This window comes from Streptomyces flaveolus (assembly GCF_000716535.1).
In the GTDB taxonomy this organism is placed as follows: Bacteria; Actinomycetota; Actinomycetes; order Streptomycetales; family Streptomycetaceae; genus Streptomyces; species Streptomyces flaveolus_A.
On sequence record NZ_JNWV01000083.1, the window covers coordinates 1 to 11,648 of the forward strand.

At 68.4% G+C, this 11,648-nt stretch carries 8 protein-coding genes and 6 pseudogenes; 9 read left to right on the forward strand and 5 right to left on the reverse strand.

Annotated features, from left to right (window positions below):
• The 3 genes and pseudogenes from OO52_RS52355 to OO52_RS44675 all read left to right on the forward strand — a co-directional run.
• Nucleotides 1–87: pseudogene (locus tag OO52_RS52355) on the forward strand (IS5/IS1182 family transposase); the annotation flags it as partial.
• Between the two features lie 10 nt (nucleotides 88–97).
• A pseudogene (locus tag OO52_RS49115) lies at nucleotides 98–424 on the forward strand (ISAzo13-like element transposase-related protein); the annotation flags it as partial.
• Nucleotides 425–722: 298 nt separating this feature from the next.
• Nucleotides 723–1,073 carry a hypothetical protein gene (locus tag OO52_RS44675; RefSeq protein ID WP_051819048.1) on the forward strand — a complete coding sequence of 117 codons (351 nt, stop codon included), beginning with the start codon at nucleotides 723–725 and terminating at the stop codon, nucleotides 1,071–1,073.
• A gap of 346 nt (nucleotides 1,074–1,419) precedes the next feature.
• On the opposite strand, the pseudogene OO52_RS53760 reads toward OO52_RS44675, so the two are convergent.
• Nucleotides 1,420–1,777, reverse strand: a pseudogene (locus OO52_RS53760) (antibiotic biosynthesis monooxygenase family protein).
• A 24-nt stretch (nucleotides 1,778–1,801) separates the two neighbouring features.
• Nucleotides 1,802–2,161 (reverse strand): annotated as a pseudogene (locus OO52_RS53765) (RidA family protein); the annotation flags it as partial.
• A 143-nt stretch (nucleotides 2,162–2,304) separates the two neighbouring features.
• Here OO52_RS53765 and OO52_RS44685 point away from each other — a divergent pair.
• The 4 genes and pseudogenes from OO52_RS44685 to OO52_RS54445 form a co-directional block, all read left to right on the forward strand.
• On the forward strand, nucleotides 2,305–3,255 hold the full coding sequence (locus OO52_RS44685; protein ID WP_078877586.1) for a transposase: 951 nt from the start codon (nucleotides 2,305–2,307) through the stop codon (nucleotides 3,253–3,255).
• Entirely contained in the window at nucleotides 3,161–3,409 is a 249-nt protein-coding gene (locus OO52_RS54885) for a hypothetical protein (RefSeq protein ID WP_167347959.1), read from the forward strand. Before OO52_RS44685 ends, OO52_RS54885 begins: the two co-directional genes overlap by 95 nt.
• Before the next feature lie 626 nt (nucleotides 3,410–4,035).
• A pseudogene (locus OO52_RS53775) lies at nucleotides 4,036–4,662 on the forward strand (IS5 family transposase); the annotation flags it as partial.
• Between the two features lie 19 nt (nucleotides 4,663–4,681).
• Nucleotides 4,682–4,952, forward strand: a pseudogene (locus OO52_RS54445) (YceI family protein); the annotation flags it as partial.
• A 619-nt stretch (nucleotides 4,953–5,571) separates the two neighbouring features.
• Here the strand turns inward: OO52_RS54445 and OO52_RS44705 are convergent.
• From OO52_RS44705 to OO52_RS54450, 3 genes are read right to left on the reverse strand one after another with little or no spacing between them, the layout of a single operon-like run.
• A complete protein-coding gene (locus OO52_RS44705) occupies nucleotides 5,572–6,648 on the reverse strand; it encodes a CU044_5270 family protein (RefSeq protein ID WP_030657700.1) in 1,077 nt (358 codons plus the stop codon).
• A complete protein-coding gene (locus OO52_RS44710; protein WP_030657698.1) occupies nucleotides 6,645–7,283 on the reverse strand; it encodes an RNA polymerase sigma factor in 639 nt (212 codons plus the stop codon). Before OO52_RS44710 ends, OO52_RS44705 begins: the two co-directional genes overlap by 4 nt.
• A gap of 44 nt (nucleotides 7,284–7,327) precedes the next feature.
• Nucleotides 7,328–7,771 carry a nuclear transport factor 2 family protein gene (locus OO52_RS54450; RefSeq protein ID WP_324608332.1) on the reverse strand — a complete coding sequence of 148 codons (444 nt, stop codon included), beginning with the start codon at nucleotides 7,769–7,771 and terminating at the stop codon, nucleotides 7,328–7,330.
• Nucleotides 7,772–8,246: 475 nt separating this feature from the next.
• Here OO52_RS54450 and OO52_RS44715 point away from each other — a divergent pair, with 475 nt between their 5' ends.
• Together OO52_RS44715 and OO52_RS44720 are read left to right on the forward strand one after the other, a co-directional pair.
• The gene (locus OO52_RS44715; RefSeq protein WP_030657696.1) at nucleotides 8,247–9,281 is read left to right on the forward strand and encodes a DUF4331 family protein; all 1,035 of its coding nucleotides are present in this window, start codon (nucleotides 8,247–8,249) and stop codon (nucleotides 9,279–9,281) included.
• 1,026 nt (nucleotides 9,282–10,307) lie between these two features.
• Complete coding sequence (locus OO52_RS44720) at nucleotides 10,308–11,252, forward strand: aldo/keto reductase (protein WP_030657693.1); 945 nt, start codon at nucleotides 10,308–10,310, stop codon at nucleotides 11,250–11,252.
• Nucleotides 11,253–11,648 lie beyond the last annotated feature (396 nt).

Below are 11,648 nucleotides of genomic sequence, written 5' to 3' on the forward strand. Positions count from 1 at the left end.
GAACGCGATCCCCGCAACTACCTGGCCTTTCTCGGACTCGCCGCCGCCCTCTGCTGCTACAAGCGACTCATCCGCCTCACCACGTAGGACACGGTCTAAGAACGCCGGGCGCGAATGGCGGCCCGGAGGGCAGCCCGTGAGGGTCAAGACGCATGACTTTGCCGGCCAGGCCGAGAAAGCGATTCCGTACGGAATCTATGACATAGCGGCGAACACCGGCTGGGTCAGCATCGGCACCGATCACGACACCGCGGCGTTCGCCGTCGCCTCGATCCGCCGCTGGTGGGAGGCCCGCGGCTGGCACGACTACCCCCGCGCCCGCCGGCTGCTGATCACTGCCGACGGCGGGGGCTCCAACGGCTACCGCACCCGCGGCTGGAAGACCCAGCTCGCCAGCCTCGCTGCCGAGACCGGCCTTGCGTTGGGCTTCGCGGTTGATGGCGCTGCACTGGTCGCGGGCCGCATCGATGGCCTTGCCCTCGTATCTCACGATGTCCGGGTTGGCCGCAGCCAGGGCTCGAAGCAGCGCCTCGCGCTGGGCTGCTCGGAGGGACCTGGCATGCCGTGTGCCGAAGTGTGACGGACGCCAACTCTACCAGCCATTGCGGCAGTTGCCCTGGCCCTGCATAATTGATGCGTCAAGCAATTAAGCGGGGTGTCGCTGGTGGCCCGGGTGTGCACAGGCGGCGCTGACGCTGGATAAGTCGCAAAGGAGCGCACACATGACCAGTCTCAGGATCAAGCGACTCACGGGTGCTGGCGTCGCTGTTTCCGCGGCGCTGCTGGCGGGCGGAGTTCTCGCTCAGCCTGCCGCAGCGATTGAGCTCCCCTGGGGTCAGGCCAACTTCTACACCGGTGCGAATCTCACCGGGACGGTGTACCCCATTCCGGCCACCGACACCGAGTGCACGAACCTTCCGGAACCGATGTATTCGGTGGCCAACTTCAAGTACGCCAATGTGGAGACCTACGCCGGCGTGGACTGCACCCACCCACTGGCCAACGTCACCGGTCTTCACTGGGGGAACGAGCCTAGCGGCATCCGCAGTTACCGCGTTCGCGTGGCCTGGTAACGGCTTGCTCGGAGCAACCTGCCCGGAGCCGGACGCGACTGCCGTCCGTCCCGCTGATCCGAATCACCGGGACGGACGGCCGTGACCTCTTCGTCACATGGGGCTGCGCTCCGGAGCGCGACGATCACGGGCCGCTCTCACGGGCGCGCGCCGCACCCGGGAAACGACGCATCGTCAACACCCAAAGCGGGACCGACCGTCTCATGCAACGGCTCGGCGATCCGTCGCCGGGCCGATAGGTCCCCCGGTGACTGGGCGTCTAGAAGGCCGCAAGCCTGCATGGGGTGCATGGCCCGTTTGAACTCTTGATTGACGTTGGCCCTGGGTAGAGTCGTGATCGTCGACACTACGGAACCTCGGCTCGCGTGAATCCGTGGCTGCGCTCCACTTTCACCACATGCAGTGTGTAGCTCTGGTACCACTCGGCTCGCCCGCGCTGTTGCGCCGCGCGGTGCTCGAGGTTGGTCCGCCACCGGGTGAGGGCGTCGGCGTCGCGGAAGCAGCCGACGGTGATGCCCAGCCCGCCAAAAGTCTGCGCGTGGTCCATCCCCAGGAGCCCGGGGACGTCCTTCACCAGGTCATATGTGCGTTGGTCTCGCCGTAGCCGCTCTGCTCCGGGGTCCGCACCGTAGTGAAGACAGCCAGGTAGTAAGGGGTTCATATGCCTCGACGGGCACAACAGGCGCAACCGAGTGATCGCTCATGGCACCACCGTGAGGCGGGATGCGCCGCCGTGCGTACACCTCTATTTCGATCTTCATCCGCGGGTCGGCGAGACCGCACATGAGCATCGTGGCGGCCGGCTGAACGTCGCCGAAGTAGTGGCGCAGGACCGGCCAGCAGGGCTCGAAGTCTTCGCGGTCAGGCAGGAAGTAGCGCACCCGCACTACGTCAGTGAGAGTGCACTTCGCCTCGGCCAGCGCGGCCTCGATGTTGCGCAGGCACTGCTCGGCCTGCACCACCACGTCGTCGGAGATCGTCATCGTGGAGTAGTCGAAGCCGGTCGTCCCGGACACATGCACCCAGTCGCCGTCGACCACGGCACGGGCATAGCCGATCTGCTCCTCGAAGGTCGAGCCGCTAAGGATCGCGTGTCGCTCTGTTAGCTTGGCGTTTAACCTCGCGGGTCACTCGTCCTGCTGACCCGCGGTTCTTCACGGGACAGCGGAGGCGGCCGTTCTCCACGCTTCGAGATGTCGAGTCACAAAGCACGAGAGAACGGCCGCTGCCCATGAGTCTGCCTGTCGGTGTGCCCGGAATCGAGGCGTTGGGTCTGTTGTCCCGCTTTCGGGTCGAGTTCTACGAGTGTCTCTACAAGCGGGCTGACGCGCTCTTCGACCTCACCGATGCGGTGCTGTGTGCGGACGGGCCGGTGAAAACCCTGGTCGAGCTCTCCTTGGTGGTCGAGCACCGGCGCGGGCACGGTGCGCTGTACGCGGCCTTGGACCGTGGCGGGCTGGAGCCGACACGGTTGCTCCGCGCGCTGGCGGGCCTGCCGCTGCCGAAGGCGGCCGACGGGCGGATCGTGCTTGCCGTGGACGTGTCGCACTGGCTGCGACCCGACGCTTCCACCAGCGGCGACCGGCTCTGCTGTCATGTCTATGGTCGTGGCGACCGCAGCTCGGACCAGTTGGTGCCCGGCTGGCCCTACTCCTTCGTCGCGGCCCTGGAGTCCGGCCGCACCTCCTGGGTCGCTCTCCTGGACGCGGTCCGCCTGGGCCCGGCTGACGAATCGACGACCGTCACGGCCGTCCAACTCCACGATGTTGTCATGCGGTTGACGAGTGCAAGCCACTGGAGACCAGGCGATCCGGACATTCTGATTGTGATGGACTCCGGCTACGACGTCGCCTACCTGACCCACGCTCTCGCCGACCTGCCCGTCGTACTGGTCGGGTGCCTGCGCTCGGACCGGGTCATGCTCCGCGACCCCGGCCCCGCCCGGTCGGGTCCCCGGGGGCGGGCGTCCCCGCCGGCATGGCGGCGTCCTCACGTTCAAGAAGCCCGACAGCTGGCACGAGCCCGACGTCACGACCGCCGCGGACACCGCCCACTACGGCACAGCCACCACGACGGCCTGGGACCGGATGCATCCCCGGCTCACGCACCGCGGCCCCTGGCTGGAGCACGCCAAGGAAGAACTCCCCGTCCTGCACGGCACGTTGATCCGCCTGCAGGTTGAGCGCCTGCCCGGTGACCGTGACCCGAAACCGGTCTGGCTGTGGTGCTCGGCCACCGCCGCCGCACCGGCGGACGTGGACCGCTGGTGGCAGTCCTTCCTCCGCCGCTTCGACCTGGAGCACACGTTCCGGCTGATGAAACAGACCCTGGGCTGAACCGCCCCGAGGGTCAGGAACCCCGACGGCCGACCTGTGGACCTGGCTGATCATCGCCGCCCACACCCAGCTCCGCCTCGCTCGGCCCCTCGCCGAGGACCTCCGCCGCCCATGGGAACGGCCCGCAGAACCCCGCCGCCTCACCCCCGCCCGAGTCCGCCGGGGGTTTCGCAACGTCCGCGCGGCAGCAGCCCGCCCGGCAAGCGCGCCAAAACCGTCCCGGCCAGGCCCCGGAAGACGGCCTCCCGGCTCGCAAAACAAGCAATGGGCCAGGCGCCATGACGTTGGCAAGACCGTCAGACGCGCCGAATCGATCAAGGAACACCAAGCCCAGCGAGGTTGAACGCCAAGGTTAGAGGCTGTTGCTCTATCGATCTTGGTGGGCGTGAGTTCGAGGTCGTCGACTCGGTCGGGTGATCTCGTGGTCGGCCGGGCATGGTAGCGGGGCCTCCCGCACAGCTCGTGGGTGTCGAATCCAACCGAGCAACAGGAGGCCCCCGGTGCTGCAGTCTTCCGTGCCGGCCCCGATGTCGTCCGACTCGGCGTCTGTGTCGCGTGATTGTCTCGCTCACCGGTTCGGGAACGCCGGGGACCGGCCGTACAGGCGACCGCAGTATCCGTCGGACATGAGCGCCGCGGAATGGGCCGTCGTGCGTGACGCGATGCCGGTTCCCGGCTGGCTCGAGGGCCGCGGCGGGCAACCTGAGGGCTATTGCCACCGGCAGATGGTCAACGCGGTGCGCTACCTGGTCGCAGGCGGCATCACCTGGCGGGCGATGCCCGCGGACTTCCCCGCGTGGGACCGCGTCTATGCCTTCTTCCGGCGCTGGCGGGACAAAGGCCTGACCGCCGAGTTCCACGACCGGCTGCGTGACCGGGTCCGCCAGGCCGCGGGCAGGGGTGCGGAGCCAACCGCAGCCGTCATCGACGCGCAGTCAGTGACGGCAGCCGCATGGGTGCCAGCCGTGACCAGGGGGTTCGACGGCGGGAAGAGGGTCAACGGCCGCAAGCGGCACATCGTGGTGGACGCCCTCGGACTGCTGCTGGCCGTGATGGTGACCGCGGCCTCGGTCACCGACCGGGACGCGGGACAGACACTCCTGGCCCGACTGCGCGAACGGCACTGGCGCGTCACGCGGGTGTGGGCCGACGGAGGCTACACCGAGCGCCTGGTCGACTTCGCCCGCGACGCCTCGCGGATCGCGCTGACCGTGGTCAGACGCAATGACGACACCAGCGGTTTCACCGTCCTGCCGAAGAGACGGCTGGCTTTCCGAGTCGCGGGCCGACCTCGTCATCCGGGTCGCCAGCCTCGAGACGGGCGTGGAGCAAAGGGACGCGCATATCATCGGCCCCGACTTCTTCGACGCGCCACCGCTACCCGGAAATGGCCTTCCGCTCCACCTCTGCCAGCCACGAAGGCGATGGGAGCTTCCGCATGATCGGGGACCTGACCATCCGCGACACCACCCGGCCCGTCCACCTGCAACTCGACTACCTCGGATCGGTCCTGGATCCGTTCGAGGTCGCCCGGGACGAGTTCCGCCGCTGGGTCGGCGAGTACGGAGCATGTCCGGCGCGCCCGCCTCATCCTCCGGACCATGAGAACGCTCAGCCGCTGGCTACCTGGCCCGACCAGCCGTAGGCCGGGGACCGGGCGATTCATCGGACCGGGTCCGGGGGGGGCCGGCCGGCCTTCTGCACGGCCTGCTGCAGCTCGTACGACCGCGGCACGATCGACACCAGACCCGGACCTTCACCGCTTCGGCCGCCACCGGCTCGGCCGCCTCCTACACGGCCGCATCCCGCCGCATCACCGGGGACGGCCAAAGCCTCGGCCGGCTCCACCTGAGTGATCACCCGGCGTGCCAACTCTGCCTCGACCACTGCGGACAGGATTCGGCCCGCCTTCGCCAGAAGCTCCTCCCCCCGCAACCGGGCAGCGGCCACCCTCTCCTCCGGCAACCCCTTCACCGACGCCACCGGCCACTTCCGCAGCGTCAGGGACGAACTGATCGCCCGAACGCTCCCACGACGGCACCGGAACCGTGCCGGACCAGCGGAAACTCAGTGATCACATCCGGTAGGACAACGGCTCCTCACCGCTGGCCGACCGGACAGCGTCTGCGCGCGATGAACACCCCAGTGGGGTGATCGCGTTCTCACGCATCGGCACCTTGCGCGCCGGGGCGCTGCTTCTGGGCGTCGACGACGGCCCGCTCCAGCACGGCGGTGCGTTCGAGGACTGTGCCAGGCTTGATGTCATCGACCTGCTTGACCTGGACAGCGCGGCTGCCGAGATAGGTGTACGTCTTGCGGTCGAAGATCCACTCGGTGCGATCGCCGCTCTGCTGGTCGACATGTGCGAGGGCGATGCCCTCGCGTCCTGCGGCGTCCTGAGCATGGTCCACCACCACGACCCCGGGGATCTTGGCGGCGGCCCGGTACAGCGCTGCATTCAGCTTCGCCGGTGCGAGCTGCTCCTTGAGCAGATCGCCGACAGTGGTGAATGCCTGCTGGTCCGGGGAGTTCCCCCGGCCCTTGGTCTCCTCGTAGATCTTCTTCAGCAGGGCGTCCGGGTCGGTGGGCAGCGTCTTGAGGTAGTCGTAGGAGGGGGCGTTCAAGCTGCGCTCGACGTCGCTGTTGAGGGTGATGCCACCCTTGGGCCGGTAACCGGGCTCGTTCAGCCAACCCTGCTTGCCCTCGGGGGAGTTCCAGACCTCACGGATGTGCAGGGGCTCGACCAAGATCTTTGACTTGTCTGCGTCGGTGTGCGAGACGGTGAGGTAGGAGACCTTGCTCTTGATGTAGATGTACTGGCCCGGACCGGGTTCGGGCGTCTTGCGTGCCGAGGCGGCGGCGGCGATGTGCTCGACGGTGGAGGCGAGCTGGGCGGTACTGCCGGACTCGATGCGGACGACTGGCGCTTCGACCGGGGACGGGACGGCTGCGGTCTTGCCGCTGCCCCCGGCACCGGCACCGGCACCGGTCAGCGTGGTGAAGGCGAATGCGCCGGCGAGGGCGGTGGCGGTGACCGGGACACCGATCAACAAGGCACGGCGTGCCGCGCGGCGGGACGGCGCGGGTACGGGGGCGGTGGGCTGGATCTCGTTCATCAGGTGTTCCTCAAGAAGCAGGTGACGGTCGCGCGACAGGTGTGGGTCTCCCGGCGCTGGCAGCAAACGGGCCAGTTCCGCGTGGTCCAGCGGCTCCTCATGCCGCGACTTCTTGCGGATCATTCGGACCTCTCCTTGTACGACTCATGTGACCGGGCCGCAGAAGTGCGGCCGCCCTGTACTTGTCCGTTGCGCGGTTGCGGTTCCGTTCGTTTCCTCATTTCTTCGTCGACCAGCTTGGTCAGCCGTGCGCGGGCGCGGGACAGGCGGGAGCGCACGGTGCCGACCGGGACGCCGAGCACGGCCGCCGTCTCCGCGTAGCTGAGCCCGGACCACACACAGAGTGTGAAGACCTCGCGCTCGCTCCGGCTCAGCTTCTTCAGCACCCGCTGGGCGGCTGCCAGCTGGTCGGCAGCCGCTATGCGGCCGACGAGCTCGTCGGCGAAGTCCCGGACCGTTTCCTTGGCCGGCACGCGCTCCAGGGCGCGCTGGTGGCGGCGCGCGGCGCGGGTGGTGTTGCGCAATACGTTCACGGCGATGCCCATCAGCCAGGGGCGCGGGCTGTCGCCCTCGTCCCGCAGCTTGACGCGCAGCCGCCACGCCTCCAAGAAGGTCAGCGAGACAATGTCCTCGGCGACGGCCCAGTCCCCGGTCACGCGCACCGCGTGCCGGTGGACCAGCCTGGCGTGGTCACGGAAGAGCTCGCGGAACGCCTCGGGGTCGCCTGCCCGTATCCGGGTGTGCAATGAGTAGTCCACGTCCAACCTTGTCCGCGCGGCAGGACAGGTTCCTGTGGCGTGCGTCACACGGTCAGCAGACATGGGGCTCCGTGGCCGGCTCGCGCTTCGCGTCCGCCCTCTCGGTGGGCTGAGCGGCATCTCGAGCCGGCAGCGAGTACGGGGCGGCACGGCAGTTGAGCACCGGGCAGGTGGTGTCGGCGGTGTTCACGAGTGGGCTGACGTGCGGCGACAAGAGGCTTCGAACTCCGTTCGCCGTGCGTGGTTGGCGATGCGCCGGCTGCGTCGGAGCGGTTCGACAGGAAGATGTCAGTGAACGTGTCCGCGCCGCAGGAGAGCGACATGGTGGCTGTCGCAACGGTGCCGTGGACGTCGATGGTGTCGATGTGGCAGGTGCGGGTCGGTTCTTCCGAGGCCGGCCGGCCCCGGAAGAGGGCGTAGTACTCATCCAGGTGCCAGGAGATGAACGCGCCGTCTCGGATCTTTTCGACGTGGGCGGTGGGAAGCAACGTCGCGAATGGACGGGACCGCCAGTGGCGTGTCCGCGGACGTAGGTGCGGAGCGGTTCGAGTGCGGCGTCCTCGACGGCGGGGACCGTGGCGGCGAGGGTGACGTCGGCCTCAGGTTCTCCACCACCGGCAACTGCTCGCCGAGCGCGCCGCCACCTCGCCCTGGCTCTTCGCGGCCGCCGCCGTGCCCCCGTCTGGACGACCGGATCGTGACCGCCGCCGTCTCCACCCACTGCCTGGACCTCAGCGGGCCGAGGACGACACGCGGCCTGGGGCCCGGCTGCACGTCTCGACACCGCCCCGCTGGTCGCCGGTCAGACGGGCGGCGAAGGCATCCCTCCAATGGACGGCCTCGCCATGCAGCGGCACAGTGGCTCGCTTACGTTCTGCCCGAGGCCGCCGCCGCTCCTTCGCGCCGCGGCTCGGTTCAGCGTCCTTCACGACACGACGTCCGCCGCTAGCGAGGAGTCCCAGCATGTCCCATCACCTGGATTCGCCCGCGGCCCGGGCCGATGCCCGGCTGAACATCTCCGACGTGTACGTGTTCCGCGGGGAACGCGGCACCGTTTTCGTGATGAACGTGTGCACCGACTCCGCAGGTCCGGACGCGCCGAAGGGCTTCCATCCAGAGGCCCGGTACGAATTCAAGATCGACAGTACCGGTGACGCCATCGAGGATCTCTCCTACCGCTTCAGCTTCGGAGAGGCCGACGCGAGCGGGTCGCAATCGGTCGAACTGCGAAGGCTCGAGGACACGCAGGCGCGTGACGACGGCGCCGACGGCGCCGTGCTCCTGACCGGAACGACGGGGCAGACACTCGACCCCGACGCAGGGCTGCGGGTGTGGACGGGCCGAGCGGGGGATCCGTTCTGGATGAATCCGGGCGTAGTGGAGGCGGTCGGCCAGGCGTTCCAGCACGGTACCGATGTTGATGTCCCGGTTCCGAGCGATTCGCCGGTGAGCAGTCTGTTTTCCGGACAGAAAGTGCGCTCGATCGTACTTGAAGTGCCGGACAGCGATCTGCTGCCCTTCACCCACGGCAAGGACGTCGGCGTGTGGGCGGTCACGGCGCTGGCCACGGATGCAGGGGGATGGCACCGCATCAACAAATGCGGGCTGCCGATGGTTTCGCCGATCTTCGCGCAGTTCGACGACGAGCTCGCGGAGCGGCTGAACCAGACGGCCCCCGCCGATGACGCCCGTGCCTTGAGCCAGGAGATCGCCGGGCGTGTCGCAGCGGTCGTCGGAGCCCGCGGCACCACGACCGATCCGCAGGCCTACGGCCAGCAGATCGCCGAACGTATTTTCCCGAACGTCCTGCCTTATACGATCGGCACCCCCGCGGTGTTCGGGTTCGCGCGATTCAACGGCCGAGCGCTTACCGACAACGCTGGCGAGGTCATGTTCTCGCTCACCACCAACAGTGCACTGAGCATCAGTCTCGGCAAGGAAGCCGTCGATGCCCCCGCCACCCCCTTCTTCCCGTACGTGGCACCGGCCGCCTCCTGACGACCAGAATCGCACTGTCGGTGTCGGTGACCGCACCCAACGGACCACCCCGGATGGGGTGTGCGCACCGCCCACGGCAGCCAGGACCGCACCGCGGCCGGGAAGCCGGCCACTGACCCCGGCAGGGCGGCGCCCGAGCGGACACCGTGCTCACCGCCCCCAGGGCCGGGGTACCGCTGCTGCTGGAGCGGGCCGGCGATGGCAGCCCAGGACGGCCCCGGTCACCTCGTCGGAAGGACGAGTCGCTGGCGCATCCGACGACCGGCCCGGTCACGGCCGAAGCAGTGTGCCGGGCTTTCACCCGCTTTCGGGTGAGTGCGCTCGGCGCGGTGGGATGGCGCGGCCCGGCGATGTGTTGTCGGAGGCCGGTTGTTCCAAGGATGGGCTGCGTCCGGGCGTAGGAGCGCGGTGCGCACCATCGCAGCCCGCCCGCCTGGTGCCAGTGCACCCGGCCCGCCCGCACATGCGGGGGCGTCCGTCACTGTCCAGGCGCGGTTTCGCTCCAGGTGTGAGGGCAGGGCGCTCACGGCCCGGAGCGCATTCCCCCTCCACGTCGACTGCGTGTTGCAAGAATTGACCTCATCGAACATACTTGATTAGGCAAGTAAAGAGATTGCTGGAGGCCTGAGGGGGCATCAGCGACGCCGCCACTGGACAGGCCTCTGAAGGAGCACACACATGACCACGCTGAGGAACAGGCGTCTCGCTGGTCCCGGCGTCGCTCTTCCGGCAGTGCCGCTGGCGGGCGGGGGACTTGCTCACCCCGCCGCAGCCGCCAACTCCCCTGAGGCCAGGCCAACTTCCACACCGGCGCCCGTGGAAGCGTTCACCGAAGGGACACAGGTGGCCGTCCGGCGAACGGAAGCCCTGGGACGCGCCGGGTGACGGTCGCGGCGGTGACCTTCACCCGGAGGCCGGCGAAGTCGGCCGGTGGCCGTGACCAACGTGGCCCGGGGGGCCACCACTATCAGGCTGCCTACCTGACCCGGTCAGAACGTGAGAAACCGACACTGATATGTATGGATCATGACTGATCATCGCAACCTTGGTTCGACCAACCTCCAAGTTCACCCCCTCTGCCTGGGTGGCAACGTCTTCGGCTGGAGCGCCGACGAGAACGAGTCCTTCGCCGTACTCGACGCCTACGCCACGGCGGGCGGCAATTTCATCGACACCTCTGACGCGTACTCGTCCTGGGCCCCCGGCCACAAGGGCGGCGAGTCCGAGACCGTCATTGGCCGGTGGATGGCCGCGCGTGGGAACCGCTCCGACGTGGTCATAGCCACCAAGGGTGGTCTGCACCCCGAGTTGAGGGGCCTGGCCTCGGCGACCATCAAGGCCGCTGTAGAGGGGTCATTGCGCCGGCTCCGCACGGACTACATCGACTTGTACTACACACACGCGGACGACAGGTCCGTGCCAGTCGAGGAAATCATCACCGCGCTTGACGGGCTGGTGAAGGAGGGCAAGGTCCGGGCGATCGCGGCCTCCAACATCAGTCCAGAGCGACTGACTGCCTCCCTCGCCTTCTCCGAGCGTGAAGGCCTCGCCCGCTACGTGGCGCTCCAGCCCCACTACAACCTCGTTTCCCGCGACACCTACGAGGGCGAACTACAGGACGTCGCCGCTCGTAACGACCTGGCCGCCGTGCCGTACTTCGCACTCGCCTCGGGATTCCTCACCGGCAAGTACCGGCACAACAGCGCAGTCGACAGCGTTCGCGCAGAGGGAGCCGCGAAGCACCTGGAAGGCGAGCGGGGCCCCAAGGTGCTCGCCGCACTCGACCACATCGCCCAGGTGCACGAGGCCGAGATCGCAACGGTGGCACTCGCCTGGCTGGCTGCCAGGCCGACAGTGACCGCTCCCATCGCATCCGCGCGCACCGTCGAACAGCTCCCCGCTCTGCTGGCACTCACCGACCTGCGCCTGACGGACAACGAGATCGCGCAGCTCGACGCGGCCTCCGCCTGAACGGGCGCCTCACCCTGCCCGCATCCGCACCGGACGACGTCCCGTGACACACCGCCGCGCGGCAGTCGCCACGCGCTCCCTGACCCACTACGACCCGCTCGGCGAGGTGTGCCAGAACTTCGGAGGGCCGAAGCCTCACCGGGGCAGCGGCCCAAGGATGCCGCGGAGGCAAGGGCAAAGGCTGAGGCGAAGACGGATGCGGCAGCGGTCGGTGCGAAGGTGGAGCGAGATCTCCCCGCGCTGAACAGGCAGGCCGTGTCGGCCCCGAAGAGCAAGACGCGGGTCTGTCAAACGATTGGGTCTGTTCCGTAGTCGGTGGTGACGGCGGGTGTGGTCAGCCCAGGAGGATGCGGTGGCGGAGGAGGGGGAAGCTCGCGCGGCCGTACATCTGGCGCT

Bases quoted from the DNA above. Each gene is read 5' to 3' on its own strand.
- OO52_RS44675 (WP_051819048.1), top strand. From the start codon at position 723: ATGACCAGTCTCAGGATCAAGCGACTCACGGGTGCTGGCGTCGCTGTT.
- OO52_RS44685 (WP_078877586.1), top strand. From the start codon at position 2,305: ATGAGTCTGCCTGTCGGTGTGCCCGGAATCGAGGCGTTGGGTCTGTTG.
- OO52_RS54885 (WP_167347959.1), top strand. From the start codon at position 3,161: ATGCATCCCCGGCTCACGCACCGCGGCCCCTGGCTGGAGCACGCCAAG.
- OO52_RS44705 (WP_030657700.1), bottom strand. From the start codon at position 6,648: ATGATCCGCAAGAAGTCGCGGCATGAGGAGCCGCTGGACCACGCGGAA.
- OO52_RS44715 (WP_030657696.1), top strand. From the start codon at position 8,247: ATGTCCCATCACCTGGATTCGCCCGCGGCCCGGGCCGATGCCCGGCTG.
- OO52_RS44720 (WP_030657693.1), top strand. From the start codon at position 10,308: ATGACTGATCATCGCAACCTTGGTTCGACCAACCTCCAAGTTCACCCC.